Annotated in this window: 21 protein-coding genes; 17 read left to right on the forward strand and 4 right to left on the reverse strand. The window is 59.9% G+C overall.

The window, feature by feature from the left end; genetic code table 11:
* Nucleotides 1-236: 236 nt before the first annotated feature.
* A complete protein-coding gene (gene aspA, locus HBJ59_RS14575) occupies nucleotides 237-1,661 on the reverse strand; it encodes an aspartate ammonia-lyase (protein WP_003213415.1) in 1,425 nt (474 codons plus the stop codon).
* A 181-nt stretch (nucleotides 1,662-1,842) separates the two neighbouring features.
* On the opposite strand from aspA, the gene HBJ59_RS14580 reads away from it, so the two are divergent.
* The 7 genes from HBJ59_RS14580 (at nucleotide 1,843) to HBJ59_RS14610 (ending at nucleotide 7,372) form a co-directional block, all read left to right on the forward strand.
* Nucleotides 1,843-2,772 carry a LysR substrate-binding domain-containing protein gene (locus HBJ59_RS14580; RefSeq protein WP_167663972.1) on the forward strand — a complete coding sequence of 310 codons (930 nt, stop codon included), beginning with the start codon at nucleotides 1,843-1,845 and terminating at the stop codon, nucleotides 2,770-2,772.
* Between the two features lie 186 nt (nucleotides 2,773-2,958).
* Nucleotides 2,959-3,324 carry a helix-turn-helix domain-containing protein gene (locus HBJ59_RS14585; protein ID WP_256670837.1) on the forward strand — a complete coding sequence of 122 codons (366 nt, stop codon included), beginning with the start codon at nucleotides 2,959-2,961 and terminating at the stop codon, nucleotides 3,322-3,324.
* On the forward strand, nucleotides 3,321-4,625 hold the full coding sequence (locus HBJ59_RS14590) for a type II toxin-antitoxin system HipA family toxin (protein ID WP_167663973.1): 1,305 nt from the start codon (nucleotides 3,321-3,323) through the stop codon (nucleotides 4,623-4,625). Before HBJ59_RS14585 ends, HBJ59_RS14590 begins: the two co-directional genes overlap by 4 nt.
* A gap of 196 nt (nucleotides 4,626-4,821) precedes the next feature.
* Nucleotides 4,822-5,313 carry a 5-(carboxyamino)imidazole ribonucleotide mutase gene (gene purE / locus HBJ59_RS14595; RefSeq protein WP_003195648.1) on the forward strand — a complete coding sequence of 164 codons (492 nt, stop codon included), beginning with the start codon at nucleotides 4,822-4,824 and terminating at the stop codon, nucleotides 5,311-5,313.
* Between the two features lie 11 nt (nucleotides 5,314-5,324).
* On the forward strand, nucleotides 5,325-6,410 hold the full coding sequence (locus HBJ59_RS14600) for a 5-(carboxyamino)imidazole ribonucleotide synthase (protein ID WP_017476761.1): 1,086 nt from the start codon (nucleotides 5,325-5,327) through the stop codon (nucleotides 6,408-6,410).
* A 104-nt stretch (nucleotides 6,411-6,514) separates the two neighbouring features.
* Complete coding sequence (locus HBJ59_RS14605; protein ID WP_003213408.1) at nucleotides 6,515-6,760, forward strand: GlsB/YeaQ/YmgE family stress response membrane protein; 246 nt, start codon at nucleotides 6,515-6,517, stop codon at nucleotides 6,758-6,760.
* A 78-nt stretch (nucleotides 6,761-6,838) separates the two neighbouring features.
* A complete protein-coding gene (locus HBJ59_RS14610) occupies nucleotides 6,839-7,372 on the forward strand; it encodes a DUF3299 domain-containing protein (RefSeq protein ID WP_023659290.1) in 534 nt (177 codons plus the stop codon).
* Between the two features lie 120 nt (nucleotides 7,373-7,492).
* Here the strand turns inward: HBJ59_RS14610 and HBJ59_RS14615 are convergent, their stop codons facing one another.
* Nucleotides 7,493-8,392: a D-hexose-6-phosphate mutarotase gene (locus HBJ59_RS14615; protein ID WP_167663974.1), complete on the reverse strand. Its 900-nt coding sequence runs from the start codon at nucleotides 8,390-8,392 to the stop codon at nucleotides 7,493-7,495.
* Nucleotides 8,393-8,450: 58 nt separating this feature from the next.
* Complete coding sequence (locus HBJ59_RS14620) at nucleotides 8,451-8,855, reverse strand: acyl-CoA thioesterase (RefSeq protein WP_003176975.1); 405 nt, start codon at nucleotides 8,853-8,855, stop codon at nucleotides 8,451-8,453.
* A gap of 456 nt (nucleotides 8,856-9,311) precedes the next feature.
* Here HBJ59_RS14620 and HBJ59_RS14625 point away from each other — a divergent pair, with 456 nt between their 5' ends.
* The 10 genes from HBJ59_RS14625 to HBJ59_RS14670 all read left to right on the forward strand — a co-directional run bounded on the left by HBJ59_RS14625 (nucleotide 9,312) and on the right by HBJ59_RS14670 (nucleotide 20,400).
* Nucleotides 9,312-10,601 (forward strand): MFS transporter, encoded by a 1,290-nt coding sequence (locus HBJ59_RS14625; protein WP_167663975.1) that lies wholly within the window; start codon nucleotides 9,312-9,314, stop codon nucleotides 10,599-10,601.
* Between the two features lie 250 nt (nucleotides 10,602-10,851).
* The gene (locus tag HBJ59_RS14630) at nucleotides 10,852-11,841 is read left to right on the forward strand and encodes a phosphate ABC transporter substrate-binding protein PstS (protein WP_076013198.1); all 990 of its coding nucleotides are present in this window, start codon (nucleotides 10,852-10,854) and stop codon (nucleotides 11,839-11,841) included.
* A gap of 430 nt (nucleotides 11,842-12,271) precedes the next feature.
* Nucleotides 12,272-14,305: an ABC transporter permease subunit gene (locus HBJ59_RS14635; RefSeq protein ID WP_173860312.1), complete on the forward strand. Its 2,034-nt coding sequence runs from the start codon at nucleotides 12,272-12,274 to the stop codon at nucleotides 14,303-14,305.
* Nucleotides 14,306-14,320: 15 nt separating this feature from the next.
* A complete protein-coding gene (gene pstA / locus HBJ59_RS14640) occupies nucleotides 14,321-15,991 on the forward strand; it encodes a phosphate ABC transporter permease PstA (RefSeq protein WP_076013196.1) in 1,671 nt (556 codons plus the stop codon).
* Between the two features lie 139 nt (nucleotides 15,992-16,130).
* Nucleotides 16,131-16,964 (forward strand): phosphate ABC transporter ATP-binding protein PstB, encoded by an 834-nt coding sequence (gene pstB / locus HBJ59_RS14645; protein WP_076013195.1) that lies wholly within the window; start codon nucleotides 16,131-16,133, stop codon nucleotides 16,962-16,964.
* 72 nt (nucleotides 16,965-17,036) lie between these two features.
* Nucleotides 17,037-17,798 carry a phosphate signaling complex protein PhoU gene (gene phoU / locus HBJ59_RS14650; protein WP_076013194.1) on the forward strand — a complete coding sequence of 254 codons (762 nt, stop codon included), beginning with the start codon at nucleotides 17,037-17,039 and terminating at the stop codon, nucleotides 17,796-17,798.
* A 167-nt stretch (nucleotides 17,799-17,965) separates the two neighbouring features.
* Complete coding sequence (locus HBJ59_RS14655) at nucleotides 17,966-18,865, forward strand: response regulator (RefSeq protein ID WP_167663976.1); 900 nt, start codon at nucleotides 17,966-17,968, stop codon at nucleotides 18,863-18,865.
* A gap of 190 nt (nucleotides 18,866-19,055) precedes the next feature.
* On the forward strand, nucleotides 19,056-19,379 hold the full coding sequence (locus HBJ59_RS14660) for a type II toxin-antitoxin system RelE/ParE family toxin (protein ID WP_167663977.1): 324 nt from the start codon (nucleotides 19,056-19,058) through the stop codon (nucleotides 19,377-19,379).
* A 4-nt stretch (nucleotides 19,380-19,383) separates the two neighbouring features.
* Nucleotides 19,384-19,683 carry a helix-turn-helix domain-containing protein gene (locus HBJ59_RS14665; protein ID WP_167663978.1) on the forward strand — a complete coding sequence of 100 codons (300 nt, stop codon included), beginning with the start codon at nucleotides 19,384-19,386 and terminating at the stop codon, nucleotides 19,681-19,683.
* Nucleotides 19,684-19,749: 66 nt separating this feature from the next.
* On the forward strand, nucleotides 19,750-20,400 hold the full coding sequence (locus HBJ59_RS14670) for a M23 family metallopeptidase (protein ID WP_167663979.1): 651 nt from the start codon (nucleotides 19,750-19,752) through the stop codon (nucleotides 20,398-20,400).
* Between the two features lie 113 nt (nucleotides 20,401-20,513).
* Here the strand turns inward: HBJ59_RS14670 and HBJ59_RS14675 are convergent, their stop codons facing one another.
* Complete coding sequence (locus tag HBJ59_RS14675; RefSeq protein WP_076013189.1) at nucleotides 20,514-21,854, reverse strand: hemolysin family protein; 1,341 nt, start codon at nucleotides 21,852-21,854, stop codon at nucleotides 20,514-20,516.
* Nucleotides 21,855-21,876: the final 22 nt, after the last annotated feature.

Consider the following 21,876-nt stretch of genomic DNA (forward strand, 5'->3'; position numbering starts at 1 on the left):
ACCTAGGAGTGTGTGATCCGTCTGCACGAGGCGATTAAAGGTTTGTAGGAGCGAGCTTGCTCGCGAAGGTCGTTAACGGTGATCTTGGCTGTCTGGATGATTGCGGTCTCCTTGCGTTTTTCGCGAGCAAGCTCGCTCCTACAAGCAAAAAAAAAGGGCCTGAAGAACGAGCCTTCAGGCCCTCAAAAGGTGAGAGGTGTCTAGTCCCTCAACCTGGTGAGCGGTGCAACAAACGCTTAGGCCTTCAACGGGACCAAACGTGGAGCGATCATGTTTTCGGGGCGCAGGATGTCGTCGAGCATGGCGTCGTCGAGCAAGCCTTCTTCGCGCACCAGTTCCAGCACGCCGCGGCCGCTTTCAAGGGCGATGCGGGCGATGCGGGTGGCGTTTTCATAGCCGATGTACGGGTTCAGCGCGGTGACCAGGCCGATGGAGTGTTCCACCAGTTCGCGGCAGCGGGCTTCGTTGGCGGTGATGCCGACGATGCAGTGCTCGCGCAGCATATCCATGGCGCGTTGCAGCAAGCGGATCGAGTCGAAGATCTTGTAGGCGATCAGCGGCTCCATCACGTTCAGTTGCAGCTGGCCGCCTTCGGCCGCGATGGTCAGTGCCAAGTCGTTACCGATGATCTGGAACGCTACCTGGTTCACGGCTTCCGGGATGACCGGGTTGACCTTGCCGGGCATGATCGAGCTGCCTGGCTGACGCGCTGGCAGGTTGATTTCGTTGATGCCGGTGCGTGGGCCGCTGGACAGCAGGCGCAGGTCGTTGCAGATCTTCGACAGCTTCACCGCGGTACGCTTGAGCATGCCGGAGAACAGTACGAAGGCGCCCATGTCGGAGGTGGCTTCGATCAGGTCGGCAGCCGGTACCAGCGGCTGGCCGCTGATGGTGGCCAGGCGTTGCACGGCCAGGGCCTGGTAACGCGGGTCGGCGTTGATGCCGGTACCGATGGCGGTGCCGCCCAGGTTCACTTCAGTCAGCAGCTCAGGCGCCAGGGTCTTCAGGCGAGCCAGGTCTTCACCGAGGGTGGTGGCGAAGGCACGGAATTCCTGGCCGAGGGTCATCGGCACGGCGTCTTGCAACTGGGTACGGCCCATCTTCAGGACGTGGCTGAATTCTTCACCTTTGGCAGCGAACGCCTGGATCAGGCTGTCGAGGCTGGCCAACAAGGCGTCGTGGCCCAGCAGCAAACCCAGGCGGATCGCGGTCGGGTAGGCGTCGTTGGTCGACTGCGCCATGTTCACGTCGTTGTTGGGGTGCAGGTATTGGTATTCGCCCTTGCTGTGGCCCATGGCCTCCAGCGCGATGTTGGCGATGACTTCGTTGGCATTCATGTTGGTTGAAGTGCCAGCGCCGCCTTGAATCATGTCCACCACGAACTCTTCGTGGAAATCGCCGCGGATCAGACGGGCACAGGCTTCGCTGATGGCAGCATGCTTGGCTTCGCTGAGCTGGCCCAGCTCGCGGTTGGCGTCAGCAGCTGCCTGCTTGACCATTGCCAGGCCGACCACCAATTTCGGGTAATGCGAAATCGGAACGCCCGAGAGGCGGAAGTTATTCACCGCTCGCAGGGTCTGGATGCCGTAATACGCTTGAGCGGGTACTTCGAGTACGCCAAGCAGGTCTTTTTCTGTGCGGAAAGATGCAGCGGAGGACATGACGGAAATCATCTCGATATGGACCCGGGCTAGGCCGGAACGCTGTGAATGCTAGGCTTGCAGGAGATTTTGGGCCAATGCTGTTAAACACTGGGCTATGCATAAACGGCATAATGTCGGTGTGACCCCGTTACCATAACGGTCGTGTGTGCCAAAATGGTGCATGCCCCGGGAGGATGTGATGAACCTTGAAAGCAAATGGCTGGAAGACTTTAGCGCCCTGGCTGCCACCCGCAGCTTCTCCCAGGCGGCGGAGCGGCGCTTCGTCACCCAGCCGGCGTTCAGTCGACGCATTCGCAGCCTGGAGGCCGCGCTGGGGCTGACCCTGGTTAATCGCTCGCGCACGCCGGTCGAACTGACGGCGGCGGGGCAGTTGTTCCTGGTCACCGCGCGTACCGTGGTCGAGCAACTCGGTGAAGTGCTGCGGCACTTGCATCACTTGGAAGGCGGGCAGGGCGAAGTCATGCAGGTGGCCGCGGCGCACTCCCTGGCGTTGGGCTTCTTCCCACGTTGGATCGCGCAGTTGCGCAACGAAGGACTGAACATCGCCACGCGGTTGGTTGCTACCAACGTGGGTGACGCCGTGCATGCCTTGCGCGAAGGCGGTTGCGATTTGATGCTGGCGTTCTACGACCCGGATGCGGCCATGCAGATGGACCCGGAAATCTTCCCGTCGCTGCACCTGGGCAACACCGAGATGCTGCCAGTGTGCGCCTCCGATGCCGATGGAAAGCCGCTGTTCGACCTGGAAGGCGAGGGCAGTGTGCCGCTGCTGGCCTACAGCGCCGGGGCTTTCCTGGGGCGCTCGGTAAACCTGTTGTTGCGCCAGCGGGCGCTGCGCTTCACCACGATTTATGAAACTGCCATGGCCGACAGCCTGAAAAGCATGGCCCTCGAAGGCCTGGGCATTGCCTGGGTGCCGCAGTTGAGCGTGCGCGCCGAGTTGGCCCGGGGCGAACTGGTGGTGTGCGGCGGCCCGCAATGGCATGTGCCGCTGGAGATCCGGCTGTACCGCTGTGCCTTGGTGCGCAAGGCGAACGTGCGGTTGCTGTGGCGCAAGCTGGAAGGTGGTGCGGCGCAGACACCGGTGGGAGAGCGTGGCCTTGCTTGATGATATAAATTGGATAGTTTTCTGATCAATATAGGCTATAAGGTCATATTTTGATCATGTTTCTAGCCAAAAGATATGACTTTATATGGCATCAGTTTTCAGTCAATTATTGGCTAGAATACTGATCAATATCCCGTGAAATACTGCCTATTGATCAGGAATCTATACAAAATGCGAATGACTACGATGAGTGAGCAAGCCATCGCACAGGCAATTGGTTTGCGCCTTGAAGCCTTGAGAGTAAAAAAGAACATCAGTCAGGCAGTCGTCGCCGAAGAGGCAGGCATTTCGCGTACGACATTACGTCAGTTGATGGCGGGCAAGGGCACCCTGCTCAACCTCATTTCGGTCCTGCGGGTGATCGGTGAATTGGATCGGTTGAGTTCTCTGGTCGAGGAGGTGCGTTCAAGCCCCATCCAGATGGCGAAGATGGCCGGGAAGAAGCGCCAGCGGGCCTATACCACTCGCAAGGATCCATTGGCGGCGACCGCAGTAACAGGCCAGAAAAAGCTCATCGTGCCTGACGCAACCAAGAAGGACATTAGTTGGTGATCGCACAAATCTACTTATGGGGTTTATACGTCGGCGCGCTTAATTGGGATGAGGCAACCGAAGTTGGCGAGTTCGAATTCTCCCCCGAGTTCGTGGCCACGGGTCTGGAAATCTCGCCCATTCATATGCCCGCCCGCGCGGGGTACACCTACGCATTCACCAACCTGAATCGGGAAACCTATAAGGCGCTCCCTGCGATCTTTGCCGACTCTCTCCCGGATGACTTTGGTAATGCGCTGATCAATGCGTGGTTAGCACAGCAAGGCCGTGACAAGCTTTCGTTCACGCCAGTGGATCGACTTCTTTACCAGGGTAATCGGGGCATGGGCGCGCTTGAGTATCGGCCGGCCATGAACACTGAGGCGAACGAGGCCCAGGTCGTAGAGATCGCGGCACTTGTTCAGTTGGCTGGGGAGGTTCTCTCGGGAAGAGAGAGCCTGGAGGATCGCCTGACCTCTAATGACCCCACTGTCGACGACGCTGCATTGCAACGTTTGATTCAGGTCGGCACAAGTGCCGGTGGCGCGCGTGCGAAGGCGATCATTGCGATCAACGCCGAAGGTCACATCAGGTCAGGGCAGGTGATCGCTCCTAAGGGTTATAGCTACTGGCTCCTTAAGTTTGACGTCGGAAAAAACACTGATGTGCTTGCCGATAGTCAAGGTTATGGCCGGATCGAATACGCGTATTACTTGATGGCCAGGCAAGCCGGTGTGGTGATGACCGAATGTCGCCTGCTTCAAGAAGGCGGACGTGCTCATTTCATGACCAGGCGATTCGATCGCACTGATGAGGGTGAAAAAATCCATACAGCGACACTATGTGCGTTGGATCATGCCGACTATAAGAAGCCTGGAGAGTATTCCTACGCTGAGGCGCTGAGCGTATTCAGGGTGCTGAAACTGGGCCGTAGTGAGGCAGAACAGTTTTTCAGGCGGATGGTGTTCAACGTTATCGCTCGAAACCAGGATGACCATACCAAGAACATCAGTTTCTTGCTGGATACCGACGGCACTTGGTACTTGTCTCCAGCCTATGACGTAACGTGGTCCTACCTGCCTGGAAACTTCTGGGTCGATAGCCATCAGATGAGCATCAACGGCAAGCGTGACAATTTTGTGGTGGATGACCTCCTCACTGTGGGAAGGCAGATCAAGGGATTGAAGGCCAAGCAGATCATTCGGGAGGTCCATGAAGCTGTGCAGCAATGGCCTTCTATCGCTGCAGAGGCAGGCGTCTCAAAGGTAATGATCGAGGCCATCGCCAAGACCCATCGCCTCGATCTTGTCGCTGACTTGTAAGTCAATAAAACCGCCGGTTTGACCTGTAAGACAGATGGTCACCCAAGGGGCTGTTTATCTGCGTTATTACGGTATACTGCGCGGCCTTCGGCCGGTCCAACCGGCCTTAATTCGTACAACAAGCCACGCCGGATTTCCCGCGTGGCTTGTTGTTTTTTGACGCGCCTGCGGGCGCCCAGAGAGAAGAGGCACGACGATGAGTGCATTGGTTGGCGTGATCATGGGCTCCAAGTCCGATTGGTCCACCCTTAGCCACACCGCCGATATGCTGGAAAAACTCGGCATTCCCTATGAAGTGAAGGTGGTTTCCGCCCACCGCACTCCGGATTTGCTCTTCCAGTATGCCGATGAAGCAGAGTCCCGTGGCATCGAGGTGATTATCGCCGGTGCCGGCGGTGCAGCTCACTTGCCAGGCATGTGTGCCGCCAAGACTCACCTGCCAGTACTTGGCGTTCCGGTGCAGTCGTCGATGCTCTCGGGCGTGGATTCGCTGTTGTCCATCGTGCAGATGCCCGCCGGTATTCCGGTGGCCACCCTGGCGATCGGCAAGGCCGGCGCGATCAACGCAGCCTTGCTGTCCGCCAGCATCCTCGGGGCCAAGCACCCGCAGTTCCACGCGGTGCTGAAAAAATTCCGTGCTGAACAGACAGACAGCGTCCTGGACAATCCAGACCCACGCATTGCCTGAGGTTGTTGACGATGAAAATCGGTGTAATCGGTGGCGGCCAACTGGGCCGCATGCTGGCCCTGGCGGGTACGCCGCTGGGGATGAACTTCGCTTTCCTGGACCCGGCGCCGGACGCCTGTGCGGCTGCGTTGGGTGAACATCTGCGGGCTGATTACAGCGACCCGGATCACCTGCGCCAACTGGCCGATGAAGTCGACCTGGTGACCTTCGAGTTCGAAAGTGTCCCGGCTGAAACCGTAGCCTTCCTGTCGCAGTTCGTGCCGGTGTACCCGAGCGCCGAAGCCTTGCGCATCGCTCGTGACCGCTGGTTCGAGAAGAGCATGTTCAAGGACCTGGGCATCCCGACGCCGGCCTTCGCCGACATCCAGTCCCAGGCTGACCTGGACGCCGCAGTCGCCTCCATCGGCCTGCCGGCCGTGCTGAAGACTCGCACCCTGGGTTACGACGGCAAGGGCCAGAAAGTCCTGCGCACCGCCGCCGACGTGGTCGGTACCTTCGCCGAACTGGGCAGCGTCGCCTGCCTGCTGGAAGGCTTCGTGCCGTTCACCGGCGAAGTCTCGCTGATCGCCGTGCGTGCCCGGGATGGCGAAACCCGCTTCTACCCGCTGGTACACAACACCCACGACAGCGGCATCCTCAAGCTGTCCGTGGCCAGCACCGACCACCCGCTGCAAGCCCTGGCCGAAGATTATTCGAGCCGTGTGCTCAAGCAACTGGATTACGTCGGCGTGATGGCGTTCGAGTTCTTTGAAGTCGACGGAGGCCTCAAGGCCAACGAAATCGCCCCGCGCGTGCACAACTCCGGGCACTGGACCACCGAAGGCGCCGAGTGCAGCCAGTTCGAAAACCACCTGCGGGCGGTGGCGGGCTTGCCCTTGGGCTCCACGGCCAAGGTCGGCGAGAGCGCCATGCTCAACTTCATCGGCGTGGTGCCGCCGGTTGATCGCGTGATCGCGATTGATGACTGCCATCTGCATCACTACGGCAAGGCGTTCAAGGCCGGGCGCAAGGTCGGCCACGCCAACCTGCGCTGCAAGGACCGCGCGACGCTGCAAGCGCAGATCCTCAAGGTCGAAGCGCTGATCGCTGAGCAATAACCCAAGGCCGGGCGGGAACCATTGGTACCCGCCACCCTCTGATTGCAGGAAGCCAAAGTCTGACTAGGCTTTGACTTAGCTCACTTCAATCAGAGGGAAATGCCATGGGTATCATTGGAACCATCTTTATCGGTTTGATCGTCGGCCTGCTGGCGCGTTTCCTGAAACCAGGCGACGACAGCATGGGCTGGATCATGACCATCCTGCTGGGTATCGCCGGTTCGCTGGTTGCTACCTATGGTGGCCAGGCACTGGGCATCTATCAGGCTGGCCAAGGTGCAGGCTTCATTGGTGCGCTGGTGGGTGCCGTGGTGTTGCTGGTGATCTACGGTTTGCTGAAAAAGAAGTAATTTAGCGACCAAGCCCTCTGCGCTGCGCAGGCGCAGAGGGCTAGAATGCCGGCACTGTAATCCTTGCCGAGCTTCTCCATGCGCCGTCTCCTGTTATCCCTTCTTCTATGCACCGGGTTGGCCCACGCAGGCGAACTGCCGGAAACCGACTGGCTGGAACTGATGCCCAAGTCGGACCAGAAAGCCCTCGAAGAAATGCCGGAAATCGACCACAACTCCCCGGAAGCCCAAGGCACGTTCACCGCAAAGGGTGGCCTGAAGCAGAGCAAGGGCTTGCCGGCGGTGATGTATTCCACCAAGACCGTGGCTGCCATGAACGGCAAGAACATCCGCATCGGCGGCTACCCCGTGCCACTGGAAACCGACGCGAAGGGCCGCAGCACGCTGTTCTTCCTGGTGCCTTACCCGGGCGCCTGCATCCACGTGCCGCCACCGCCGCCCAACCAGTTAGTGCTGGTGCGTTATCCCAAGGGTTTGAAGCTGGATGACATCTACACGCCGCTGTGGGTGACGGGCACGCTGAAGGTGGAGAAGGTCAACAATGACCTGGCCGATGCGGCGTATGCGCTGGATGCGGGGAAAGTGCGGGCGGTTAAAGAGTCGGATCTCTGATCTGACGCAGAACCTAATTTGGGAGCGGGCTTGCTCGCGAAAGCGGTGTGTCAGTCAGCACATACACTAACTGGAAAACCGCATTCGCGAGCAAGCCCGCTCCCACATTTTTGATTGGGTTTACAGGGCAATACCGGCGATGCTCACGCCCAAGGTATGGCTTTCACCCGGCGCCAGCGTCACCACATCGTCCAGCGCGTTCGCGGTCTCGATGCACAGCATGCCCTGCCAGCCATCGTCGGCCATGTCGCTGAAAGCCTTGGCACGTTCAGTCCACGGGTTCCAGATCACCGTCGAGCGCGAACCTGTGCTGGTGAGTTGAACGCGGCGCTGCCAGTCTTTATCGACAATGTTCAGTTGCGCTGGCGTGTCGAGGTAGATGCGGTCGGTCTCGGCGGTGAAGTGCAGAAGCCCGGATTGCTGCTTGTGGCTCCAGCCGTCGGCGGTGTCGATATAGGCTCGCCCGTCCAGGCCGTCGACCTGCACGTTGCGCACATCACTGACCGCAAAATAACTGTGCAGCGCCTGGCTGAGGCTGACGGTCTCGGTGCCACGGTTGTGGCTGGTCAGGCGGATGTGCAGTTGATCATCCAGCAGGAGGCTCATCTTCAGGTCAACTAGATGCGGCCAACCCGGGAAGCCACCTTCAGCCACCGGCAGTTCCAGTTCAACCCGCAACGCTGCGCCTTCAGCTTCCACGCCAGCCAACGTCCAGTCGGCGGTCCGTACGAAACCATGCGCCCCAGCCGGCTCGTCGCCCTGGTACATGGCCTTGACGCTTTGCGGATTGCGGTCGAACACGCCAAACCACGGCCAGCACACCGGCACGCCGGTACGAATGCCTTTGCCTTTCTTGAATACCACGGCGTCATTGGGCCAGATCAGCGGCTTCTCGCCGGTGCGCTGGTAACTGACGATGTGCGCGCCTTGCTGGGCGACCACCAATTCGGCCCCGTTATGGCGGATGCGCCAAGCGTTCAGCTCATCCAGTTTTACGGTTTCAACGTTGGGCGTAGACATAGGCGCGCGCTCTCAATGGCAGACAATGGGGCAATGGACCGTCAAAACGTCGCGATGTTTAACGCGCCCGCGACGGAACCGACCGGGTGCGACCGCTGCCATCGATGGCAACGAACACAAACACAGCCTCGGTGACTTTGCGCCATTCACTGGACAGCGGGTCGTCGCTCCACACTTCGACCATCATCTGGATCGAGCTGCGGCCGATTTCCAGGGCCTGGGTATAGAAGGACAACTGCGCGCCGACGGCCACTGGCACCAGGAATGCCATGCGATCAATCGCGACGGTCGCGACGCGGCCACCGGCAACCTTGCTCGCCATGGCTGTGCCGGCCAGGTCCATCTGCGCGACCAGCCAGCCGCCGAAGATGTCGCCGAAACCGTTGGTTTCACGCGGGAGTGCAGTGATTTGCAGGGCGAGATCGCCTTGCGGGATAGGATCTTCTTGTTCGAGTTCGATCATGCCGGTGCCTCTGACCCGTGACGCTTTATGGGTATTTCAAGTGGATAGCCGTCTTCTGGAAAAACGTTTCAGCACCAACATACACCGCTCGATGCGTTTCTCGTAAGGCGTACTAAAGGGAAACTCTGCCAAATCGGCTGGAGGACACCAACGGCGTTTTGGCACAGCAGCCCCTCAAGGATGCGGGTCTGGCGCTTGCAATGGGCGAGTATATCGAGCCGTCGGCGCCACGACGACCTCCCGTCGCTCATTTGGTCGGTAAATAGAAGCTGTATCGCGGCTTTTTCCGGCAACTGTGCTCCTGCTCATGTTAATTGCAGTTCTGCGACGGGAATATTTCGCTTATCTGAACTGTTAACGGCCCGACGCTGTGCTTTTTCAAGCGATTTGCTATCTTGCCAAACCTGCCGCAAGTCCCGGGCTTGCCGTCCTGACTACTATAAGAGAAGCCTTGCCATGTCCTCCGTGCCCGCAAGCAGTGCGCAACCTTCGCGCCCGCTGACCCGCAACGACTACAAAACCCTGTCGCTGTCTGCCTTGGGCGGGGCGCTGGAGTTCTACGACTTCATCATTTTCGTGTTTTTCGCCACAGTGGTCGGGAAACTGTTTTTCCCTGCCGAGATGCCCGAATGGCTGCGCATGATGCAGACCTTCGGCATTTTCGCCGCCGGCTACCTGGCGCGGCCGTTGGGCGGGATCATCATGGCGCACTTCGGCGACCTGCTGGGGCGCAAGAAGATGTTCACCCTGAGCATCTTCATGATGGCCGTGCCGACCCTGATCATGGGCCTGCTGCCGACCTATGCGCAGATCGGCCTGTGGGCGCCGATCCTGTTGCTGCTGATGCGCGTGATCCAGGGCGCGGCGATTGGCGGTGAAGTACCAGGCGCGTGGGTGTTCGTTTCCGAGCATGTGCCGCCGCGTCATATTGGCTATGCCTGTGGCACCCTGACCAGCGGCCTGACGGCCGGCATCCTGTTGGGTTCGCTGGTGGCCACTGCCATCAACACGCTCTACACCCCGGAGCAGGTGTCGGATTACGCCTGGCGGATTCCGTTCCTGCTGGGTGGTGTGTTTGGCTTGCTGTCGGTGTACCTGCGTCGCTGGCTGCACGAAACCCCGATCTTCGCCGAGATGCAACAGCGCAAGACCCTGGCGGCCGAGCTGCCATTGCGCGCGGTGCTGCGTGACCACCGTGGTGCCATCGTGTTGTCGATGTTGCTGACCTGGTTGCTTTCGGCCGGTGTGGTCGTTGTGATCCTGATGACGCCGACCGTGCTGCAAACGGTCTACCACTTCAGCCCTACGGTGGCGCTGCAGGCCAATAGCCTGGCCATCGTCACCCTGAGCCTGGGGTGTATTGCCTCCGGGGCCCTGGCCGACCGATTCGGTGCCGGGCGGGTGCTGATCATCGGTTGCGCGCTGTTGCTGGCAACGTCCTGGACGCTCTATCACAGCCTGGTGGCTCACCCGGATTGGCTGTTCCCGTTGTACGCCTTGACCGGCCTGTTTGTAGGCACCATCGGTGTGGTGCCCTATGTCATGGTGAAAGCGTTCCCGCCAGTGGTGCGTTTCAGTGGTTTGTCGTTCTCCTACAACGTCGCTTATGCCGTGTTCGGTGGCCTGACACCCTTGGCGGTGTCGCTGCTGATGAAGGAAAGCCCGATGGGTCCTGCTTACTACGTGGCTGTCCTGTGCGTGATGGGGATGGCCGTGGGTGGGTACCTGTGGAAGCGCGGGCGTTAACCCACTACCTGAAGATTGTTCCTACGCAGTAGCGTAGGAACAGTCATAGATTGCAGAGTATTTCTGAAACACCGCTTAACCCGCCTCAAACTCCCCGCAAGTCCCGGATTTATTGAAGTTTCTCCTTCCTGTCAGCTTTTTCATAAATGCTGGCCTTTCATCTAATTGTCATATTCCAGACATAGAGTGTTCACACGGCCTACCGATACTTGGCCCCGATCCAACTATCCCTATCTGCTAGGAGCAAGGCATGAAACTGAAACGTTTGATGGCGGCAATGACTTTTGTCGCTGCTGGCGTTGCGACCGCTAACGCGGTAGCCGCTGGTGTTGACCCGGCAATTCCGGCTTACGTGAAGACCACTGGTGTGTCGGGCAACCTGTCCAGCGTTGGTTCCGATACCTTGGCAAACCTGATGACCCTGTGGGCTGAGGGTTACAAAAAGGAATACCCGAACGTCAACATCCAGATTCAGGCCGCCGGCTCCGCCACTGCTCCTCCTGCGCTGACTGAAGGCACCTCCAACCTGGGCCCGATGAGCCGCAAGATGAAGGACACCGAACTGGCTGCCTTCGAGCAGAAGTACGGCTACAAGCCAACCGCTATCCCGGTTGCCGTGGATGCCCTGGCCGTGTTCGTGCACAAGGACAACCCGATCCAGCACCTGACCATGGAACAAGTCGACGCGATCTTCTCTTCGACGCGTCTGTGCGGCGCCAAAGCTGATGTCAAAACCTGGGGCGACCTGGGCGTGACCGGCGACCTGGCCAACAAGCCAGTGCAACTGTTCGGTCGTAACTCGGTATCCGGCACTTACGGCTACTTCAAGGAAGAAGCCCTGTGCAAAGGCGACTACAAACCTAACGTGAACGAACAACCAGGTTCGGCGTCGGTTGTGCAGTCCATCAGCTCTTCGCTGAACGGTATCGGTTACTCGGGCATCGGTTACAAAACCGCCAGCGTGAAGACCGTGGCCCTGGCCAAGAAAGGCAGCACTGACTTCATCGAAGACACCGAAGAAAACGCCCTGAACGGCAAATACCCGCTGTCGCGCTTCCTCTACGTCTACGTCAACAAAGCCCCGAACAAGCCTCTGGCCCCGCTGGAAGCCGAGTTCGTGAAGCTGGTTCTGTCCAAACAGGGCCAGGAAGTTGTAGTGAAAGACGGCTACATCCCGCTGCCAGCCAAAGTTGCCGCCAAGGCACTGGCTGACCTGGGCCTGAAAGAGGGTGGCAAATAAGCCGCCGGTAAACCTGCCTTGAACCTGGGTTCACCCACCGTTCAAGGCCTGGGCGGGGTCTGCAAGACCTGGACCTCGCCTCCCATTTTTTAATCCGCTGCCAGCCCTGCTACGCGGCGGATTTCTTGCGTCACTGCATTGTCATCTTTCTGTCATACAGGATCGCTAGGGTGTGCGCATGAATGATCTGGCCAATTCCACCATGACGACGACTTCTCCCCCCAAGCGCATTGATTTCAATACGCCTGAGCTGCAACGCAAGCGCCGCATCCGCGCGCTCAAGGATCGCCTGACCCGTTGGTACGTGCTGGTGGGCGGCCTTGCCGTCCTGGGCGCTATCACCTTGATTTTCTTTTTCCTCGCCTACGTGGTCGCCCCGCTGTTCCACGGCGCCAACCTGACCAAGGAAGACGCCCTGACGCCTGCCTGGATGCAGGACGCCGGCAAGCCGCTGATGATCTCCATGGAAGAACAGAACCAGGTCGCCATGCGGGTTTCCGACAAGGGCCAGGCGCTGTTCTTCAACGTTGACACGGGTGCCGAACTCAAGCGCGTTGACCTGCCGTTGCCGGCCGGTGTGACGGTCGCCTCCATCGGTGAAGACCAGCCCGGCAGCCCGCTGGTGATTCTCGGCCTGTCCAACGGCCAGTCTTTGGTGTTCCGCCACACGTATAAAGTGTCGTACCCGGAAGGCAAGAAGACCATTTCGCCCGCCGTCGAATACCCTTACGGCGAAACGCCGATCGTCCTCGACGAACAAGGCCGCGCGCTTGAGCACGTCGCTTTGAACGCGACCGACTCGACGCTGGTGGTGGCCGGTTCCAGTGGTGCTCATCTGAACGTGCTGTCCATCAGCCGTGAAGAAAACATGATGACCGAGGAAGTCACCACCGAGCAGAAGCGCATCGAACTGCCGCAAATGACCGAGCCGGTGAAAGCCATCTTCGTTGATCCGCGCCAGCAGTGGCTGTACGTGATCAACGGTCGCGCCCAGGCCGACGTTTTCAGCCTGAGGGACAACAGCCTCAACGGTCGCTACAAATTGTTGGACGACGGCGTTGCGCAAGTCACGGCCAGCACCCAGTTGGTGGGCGGCATCTCGCTGATCATCGGTAACTCCAGCGGCGGCCTGGCCCAGTGGTTCATGGCCCGCGACCCGGACGGCGAACAACGCCTGAAGCAGATCCGCACCTTCCAGATGGGCACCGCGCCTATCGTTGAAATCGCCGCCGAAGAGCGTCGCAAAGGCTTCACCGCCCTCGACGCCTCCGGCAAGTTCGGCGTGTTCCACAGCACCGCCCATCGCACGTTGCTGGTGGACCCGGTGGTCGACGGCACTGGCATCTTCGGCATGTCGCCACGGGCCAACCGGGTGATCGTCGAAGCCGGCGGCAAGCTGCAACCGCTGCTGCTGGACAACCCGCACCCGGAAGTCTCCTGGAGCGCGTTGTGGAGCAAGGTCTGGTACGAAAACTACGACGAGCCTAAATACGTCTGGCAATCGACCGCCGCCAACACCGACTTCGAACCCAAAATGAGCCTGGCGCCCCTGACCTTCGGTACCCTGAAGGCCGCGTTCTACGCCATGCTGCTGGCCGCGCCACTGGCCGTCGCCGCTGCAATCTACACCGCCTACTTCATGGCCCCGAGCCTGCGCCGCAAGGTCAAGCCGGTGATCGAGTTGATGGAAGCGATGCCGACGGTGATCCTCGGCTTCTTCGCCGGCCTGTTCCTGGCGCCGTATGTCGAAGGGCATTTGCCGGGGATTTTCAGCCTGTTGATGCTGCTGCCGGTTGGCATCCTGGTCGCCGGCTTCATCTTCAGCCGCCTGCCTGAGTCGATCCGCCTGCGGGTTCCGGATGGCTGGGAAAGCGCGATCCTGATCCCGGTGATCCTGTTTGTGGGCTGGCTCTCGCTGTACATGAGCCCGTACCTGGAAACCTGGTTCTTCGGCGGCGACATGCGGATGTGGATCTCCCACGACCTGGGCATTACCTACGACCAGCGCAACGCCCTGGTAGTCGGCCTGGCCATGGGTTTCGCGGTGATCCCGAACATCTACTCCATCGCCGAAGACGCCGTGTTCAGCGTGCCGCGCGGCCTGACCCTGGGCTCCCTGGCCCTGGGTGCCACGCCATGGCAGACCATGACGCGCGTGGTGATCCTGACCGCCAGTCCGGGCATCTTCTCGGCACTGATGATCGGCATGGGCCGCGCGGTCGGTGAAACCATGATCGTGCTGATGGCCACCGGTAACACGCCGGTGATGGAGATGAACCTGTTTGAAGGCCTGCGCACCCTGGCGGCCAACGTCGCGGTGGAAATGCCCGAATCGGAAGTCGGCGGCAGCCACTACCGCGTGCTGTTCCTCTCGGCGCTGGTACTGCTGCTGTTCACCTTCGTCATGAACACCCTCGCCGAGCTGATTCGTCAGCGTCTGCGCAAGAAATACTCGTCGCTTTAAGAAAGGTAGAAGTCTGTGAAACAGAACTCCCTGAATGGATGGTTCAAGAGCGGCGCCCCGGGCGTCTGGATCAGCGGTGGCGCGGTGTCCATCGCGGTCATCATGACCATTGGTTTGCTGGCCGTGATTGCCGTGCGTGGTTTGGGCCACTTCTGGCCGGCCGACCTCATCCAGGCCAGCTACAACGTGCCGGGCCAGGAAAACCATATCGTCGTCGGCGAAGTGGTGCAGAAAGAAGAAGTGCCCCGCGAGCGTCTGAAAAGCGCTGGCTTGCCGGTGCCGGACCAAGGCCCGGAGTTCATGACCCGCGAGCTGATCAAGGTCGGCAACCGTGACTTGAACGGCAACGACTTCACCTGGATCGTCGGCGAGTGGCTGACCAACCAGACCAAGCCGGTCGAACTGATGGCTATCGAGCGGCGTGAATGGGGCAACTTCTACGGCACCCTGGTCAACGTCAAGCAGGACGGCAAGGTCATCGCTGAAGGCGAGGCGGCCTGGCCGGAACTGCAAGCCCGCGTCGACCGCGTCAACAAGCTCGCGGCCCAGCTCAAGACCCTTGAGAAGTCCGACATCGGCGCAATCAACGCCGGCCTCGAACGCATCCGCCTGCACGGTCGCAAGCTGGAGCTGGAAGGCAAGCTGGACGCCACCGCTCAAGCCGACATGGACAGCGGTCGCGCCGAACTGAACAACCGCTACAAGGACATCGAAGCCCGCCTGGCGGACCTGCATGCCCAGTTCAACCGCGACAGCCTCACCGCCCGCGATGCCAACGGTAAAGAAATCGAAATCGGCATCGGCAAGGTGGTGCATGCCTACCAGCCGAACGCCATGGGTTACATGACCAAGATCGGCTTCTACTTCAGCAAGATCTGGGAATTCCTCAGCGACGATCCACGGGAAGCCAACACCGAAGGCGGGATTTTCCCGGCGATCTTCGGCACCGTGATGATGACGCTGATCATGGCGATGATCGTGACCCCGTTCGGTGTGCTGGCGGCGGTGTACCTGCGTGAATACGCCAAGCAGAACACCCTGACGCGGATCATCCGCATCGCCGTGAACAACCTGGCCGGTGTACCCGCCATCGTTTACGGCGTATTCGGCCTCGGCTTCTTTGTCTACGTACTGGGCGGCTCGGTCGACCGGCTGTTCTTCGCCGAAGCCTTGCCGGCACCGACCTTCGGTACGCCTGGCCTGCTCTGGGCGTCCCTGACCCTGGCGCTGTTGGCGGTACCGGTAGTGATCGTGGCCACCGAAGAAGGCCTGGCGCGGATCCCTCGCACCGTACGTGAAGGTTCTTTGGCACTGGGCGCGACCAAGGCGGAAACGCTGTGGAAGATCGTCCTGCCGATGGCCAGCCCGGCGATGATGACCGGCATGATCCTCGCCGTGGCCCGTGCCGCCGGTGAAGTGGCGCCGCTGATGCTGGTAGGTGTGGTGAAACTGGCGCCGTCGCTGCCGGTGGACGGCAACTACCCGTACCTGCACCTGGACCAGAAAATCATGCACCTGGGCTTCCATATTTATGACGTCGGCTTCCAGAGCCCCAACGTCGAAGCCGCGCGGCCGCTGGTGTACGCCACTGCCTTGCTGCTGGTGCTGGTGATCGCCACGCTCAACCTCTCGGCGGTGTGGATTCGTAACCACCTGCGCGAAAAATACAAAGCGTTGGACAGTTAATTGAAGTGAACGCGGACTAAATGTGGGAGCGGGCTTGCTCGCGAATGCGGTGTATCAGTAATACATGGGTCAACTGACCTGACGCCTTCGCGAGCAAGCCCGCTCCCACAAAACGAATTGGTAGCACAGGGAGCATCCCATGCAACATGAAACCCATTCCCACGGCATCAACATGTCAGCCCTGGGTCGCGACAAGCAGAGCCTGAGCCTGGCCCAGGAAACCGTGGCGATCGAAGTCCCGAGCCTGAGCCTGTACTACGGCGACAAGCAGGCGCTGTTCGACGTCAGCATGAACATCCCGAAGCAGCGCGTGACCGCTTTTATCGGCCCGTCCGGCTGCGGCAAGTCGACCTTGCTGCGCACCTTCAACCGGATGAACGACCTGGTGGACGGCTGCCGCGTCGAGGGCGCAATCAATCTCTACGGCACCAACATCTACCGCAAGGGTGAAGACGTGGCCGAGCTGCGTCGCCGGGTGGGCATGGTGTTCCAGAAGCCCAACCCGTTTCCCAAGACCATCTATGAAAACGTGGTCTACGGCCTGCGCATCCAAGGCATCAACAAGAAGCGCATCCTCGACGAAGCCGTTGAGTGGGCTTTAAAAGGCGCGGCGCTGTGGGACGAGGTCAAGGACCGTCTGCACGAATCGGCCCTCGGTTTGTCCGGCGGCCAGCAGCAGCGTCTGGTGATCGCCCGCACCATCGCCGTGGAGCCGGAAGTGCTGCTGCTCGACGAACCTTGCTCGGCACTCGATCCGATTTCCACGCTGAAAGTCGAAGAGCTGATCTACGAACTGAAATCCAAGTTCACCATCGTCATCGTGACCCACAACATGCAACAGGCAGCGCGGGTTTCCGACTACACCGCGTTCATGTACATGGGCAAACTGGTGGAATTTGGTGACACCGATACCCTGTTCACCAACCCGGCGAAGAAGCAGACCGAAGACTACATCACCGGTCGCTACGGCTAGCAGGTGGCTGGTTGCTCACTGAACTGATGCTGCGGTCGACCGCACCTTACTGGACGTTCCAAGGACGCCAACATGATTAGCAAAGAAGGCCTTACCCATCACATCTCCGCGCAGTTCAACGCCGAGCTTGAGGAAGTGCGCAGCCACCTCCTGGCCATGGGCGGGCTGGTGGAGAAGCAAGTCAACGACGCGGTCACCGCGCTGATCGAGGCCGACTCCGGCCTGGCCCAGCAAGTGCGCGAGATCGATGACCAGATCAACCAGATGGAACGCAACATCGACGAAGAATGCCTGCGCATCCTGGCCCGTCGTCAGCCGGCGGCGTCCGACCTGCGTTTGATCATCAGCATTTCCAAGTCGGTGATCGACCTGGAGCGCATCGGCGACGAAGCCACCAAGATCGCCCGCCGCGCCATCCAGTTGTGCGAAGAAGGCGAAGCGCCGCGTGGTTATGTCGAAGTGCGCCACATCGGTGACCAGGTGCGCAACATGGTCCGCGATGCCCTCGACGCGTTTGCCCGCTTCGACGCCGAACTGGCGTTGTCGGTGGCCCAGTACGACAAGATCATCGACCGCGAATACAAGACCGCCCTGCGCGAACTGGCGACCTACATGATGGAAGATCCGCGCTCTATCTCGCGGGTGCTGAGCATCATCTGGGTGCTGCGTTCGCTGGAGCGCATCGGCGACCACGCACGCAATATCTCGGAACTGGTGATCTACCTGGTGCGGGGCACCGACGTGCGGCACATGGGCCTCAAGCGCATGAAAGCCGAAGTTGAAGGCACGGTTGATCAAATCCCTAATGTTCCGGGCGTTCCTGACGATAAGTAAGATTGCCCGAGAAATAAACGCCCGGCCTTTGGTCGGGCGTTTTCGTTTGTGGCGTACGAATTTTGCGCGGCGGGGTAACGTAAAGTCCTGGCGTGACTGAAGAGTTTTGGCGAAATGCCATCAGCGAAGCGTTATGCTTGCCGGGGTTTTTATAGGATGAAGGGTCGATGAGCAAAGTCAGTGTATTGGTGGTGGATGACGCCTCGTTTATTCGCGACCTGGTGAAGAAGTGCCTGCGCAACTACTTCCCTGGGATCAAGATCGAAGATGCGGTGAACGGCAAAAAGGCCCAGGCCATCCTGATGCGCGAAACCTTCGACATGGTGCTGTGTGACTGGGAAATGCCGGAAATGTCCGGCCTCGAACTGTTGACCTGGTGCCGAGAACAGCCTCATTTGAAGGCCATGCCGTTCGTCATGGTGACCAGCCGTGGCGACAAGGAAAACGTAGTGCAGGCGATCCAGGCCGGGGTTTCCGGCTACGTCAGCAAGCCGTTTACCAACGAGCAGTTGCTGAACAAGGTCAAGCAGGCGCTGAACAAGATCGGCCGCCTCGACGCGCTGATCGCCAGTGCGCCGACCAAGATGAACTCGGCGTTCGGCAACGATTCCCTGAGCGCCCTGACCGGCGGCAAGCCTGAAGCGGTCAAGCCGGCGGCGGTGGCCGCACCGAGCAAAGGCTTGCTCAACAGCCCGCCGGTGCAGGCTGCTCCGGCAGCATCGCCAGCCGGCGGTCGTGGCCAGGGCCAACTGCGCCTGTCCAGTGGCACCCAGCAATGCGTGATCAAAGCCCTGAGCATCAAGGAGGCGCTGCTGGTGGTGCGTCGCGGCGAAATCCTGCCTCAGGTACTGGAAAGCGCCGTGCTCGACCTGGAGCAGGGCGAAAACGCCGAGGTGGCCCGTCTCAACGGTTACCTGCACGCCGTCGTGGCCTACGAGCCCAAGCCTGACAGTGACTGGCTGCAACTGACCTTCCGGTTTATCGACCAGGATGCGCAGAAGCTCGACTACATCTCGCGGCTGATCGCCCGCGGGACCGCACAGAAGCATTTTGTGCCGGGTGCGTGATCTCTCTTCCAATATCGGGAATCGACCAACCGTCTGATTCTCGGTGTTCGGCTTGATTTATATCGGTTTCGATATAGTCTCTCGTTAACGCACTGTCGTTATCGAGTGTTCGCTACGCCTTGAAACATACCGCCCGCTCCTTGAGCCGAATCGTCTATTACGCTTTTCCTTTCCAGAACAAGAGAAGTGGATGCCAAGGCATAAGGACGTGGTGTTTGTGGGAGGCTCGCTCAAGGATCTCAAGTCGTTTCCACTTGATGCGCGACGAGCCGTCGGTTTTCAATTGGACCTCTTGCAGCAGGGCGAGCAGCCTTTTGATTGCAAACCGATGAAGACTATCGGGCGCGGCGTCCATGAGATCAGGATTTTCGACGAGTCAGGAGCGTTCCGGGTTTTTTATGTGGTCAATCGGCCGGAGGCAATCTATGTGCTGCATGCGCTGCGCAAAACCACTCAGAAAACCGAAATGCGGGATATTGAATTGGCTCGCGCCAGACTGCAGGAGTTAGGTTAAGCCCATGACAGACCAAAAGTTTCAAACCGAACGTTTCAGCAGCGTTTGGGATGCGCTGGAAGATACTCCCCAGCAAGCAGCCAACATGCGTTTGCGCTCAAAGCTCCTTCAGGAACTGTGCAAAACCATTCGCAGCTGGGAGCTTTCCCAGAAGGACGCAGCCCATCGACTTCACATCAGTCAGCCGCGCCTCAATGATGTTCTGGGCGGCAAGATCGACAAATTCTCGCTGGATGCCTTGGTTAACCTGTCCGCTGCGGCTCATATGGACGTGGATATCTGCTTCACACCACTGCTGGCCTGAGGTCACATAGCACTGTCATGATCCCTTGTTAGCCTGCCATCCCGTCGTCTCTGGCAGGCCAACCCGATGCTCGTGCGCTCACTGCTGTTTTGGGGATTGTTCGCCGTCGTCATGCCGGTGATGTCCATGACCCTCTACAAATCCATCGACGCTGACGGCGTTGTAGTCTTCAGCGACCGGTACACGCCCGGGGCGCAGGCGTTTGTGTATCAGGTTCGGGTGATTCCCAAGCCTGTATATCCGTCGCAATCCGTTTCCTATCGTTATCCCTTGCCCTGGCGTGGCGGCCCGTTCCGTCTCACCCAAGGCCCCAACGGTACCTTCAGCCACTCCGAGCTCAAAAGCCGCTACGCGATGGACATCGCCATGCCCGAAGGCACACCGATCATTGCGGCACGCGCAGGTTTGGTGCTGAAAACCGAGAACACCCAATCCGGGCGCGGCAGTGATCCATCGGGCAATTTCGTGCGGGTGCAGCACGATGACGGCACGCAGGGCGTGTACCTGCACCTCAAGCAAGGGTCGGTCAGCGTCAGGGAAGGGCAGCGAGTGGCGGTGGGCAGCCCGCTGGCGCTGTCGGGTAATACCGGCAACAGCAGCGGGCCGCATCTGCATTTTGTGGTGCAACGCACGACGGCGTTGGGGCTGGTGTCGATTCCCTATGAATTCAACCAGCCGGTGCAGGCGTTGCCCAATTTTGCATTGGGCCCGCGATAAGGCTTTTGTAGGAGCGAGCTTGCTCGCGAAAAACCTGAGGGCGCTGCCGGGTGTCAGGATCCCAGCGTTATCGTTAACGTCCTTCGCGAGCAAGCTCGCTCCTAAAGGGGCGGCTAGTCGAGCAACAGCACCTTGGCCAACACGATCTTCGGCCCTTTCATCTTCTTGATGATGATCCGCAGGCCTTCGACTTCCAGCACTTCTTCCTCTTCCGGCACCCGTTTCAGGGTGTCGTAGATCAGCCCGGCGAGGGTTTCGGCCTCGATGTGGTCCAGGTCGACGCCCAGCAGGCGCTCCACCTTGAACAGCGGCGTGTCGCCACGCACCAGGAGCTTGCCCGGCTGGTAAGCGAGGATGCCGCGCTCGGCCTTGCGGTGTTCGTCCTGGATGTCACCGACCAGCACTTCCAGCACGTCTTCCATGGTCAGATAGCCGATGATCTTGCCGTCGGCTTCTTCCACCAGAGCGAAGTGCGCGCCGCCTTTGCGGAACTGCTCAAGCAACTGCGACAGCGGCATATGGCGCGATACGCGCTCCAGCGGGCGGGTCAGCTCGGCGAGGTTGAACGATTCGGGAATGTGGTCCAGGGCCGCCAGTTCCAGCAGCAGGTCCTTGATGTGCAGCAAGCCGACAAACTCGTTGCGCACCGCGTCGTACACCGGATAACGGCTGAACTTGTGGCGACGGAACAGCGCCAGGATTTCCTTGAGCGGAGCGTTGAAGTCCAGGGTCACCAGGTCTTCCCGGGAGTTGGCCCAGTCGACCACTTCCAGCTCGCCCATTTCCACGGCGGAGGCCAATACACGCATGCCTTGGTCGCTCGGGTCCTGGCCACGGCTGGAGTGCAGGATCAGTTTCAGTTCTTCACGGCTGTAATGGTGCTCGTGGTGCGGGCCAGGCTCGCCTTGGCCGGCGATGCGCAGGATGGCGTTGGCGCTGGCGTTGAGCAGGTAGATCGCCGGGTACATGGCCCAGTAGAACAGGTACAGCGGCACGGCGGTCCACAGCGACAGCAACTCAGGCTTGCGAATGGCCCAGGACTTGGGCGCCAGCTCACCGACCACGATGTGCAGGTACGAGATCACGAAGAAGGCGGCAAAGAACGACACGCCCTTGATCACTTCCGGCGATTGCACACCGATCGCGCCCAGCAACGGCTCGAGGATGTGCGCGAAGGCCGGCTCACCGACCCAGCCCAGGCCCAGGGAGGCGAGGGTGATACCCAACTGGCAGGCCGACAGATACGCGTCGAGCTGACTGTGTACGGTGCGCAGGATCTGCCCGCGCCAGCCGTTTTTGTGGGCAATGGCCTCGACCCGGGTCGAGCGCAGTTTGACCATGGCAAATTCCGCCGCAACGAAAAAGCCGTTGAGCAGTACCAGGATCAGTGCAAAAAGAATCATGCCGAAGTCGGCGAAGAGTGTCGCGAGGGTGATGCCAGGGGAAGGGTCCATGATGGGGTTTTGCGGGTTCCGT

Origin of the sequence: Pseudomonas sp. AN3A02 (assembly GCF_011765255.1) — a bacterium.
Taxonomy (GTDB): Bacteria; Pseudomonadota; Gammaproteobacteria; order Pseudomonadales; family Pseudomonadaceae; genus Aquipseudomonas.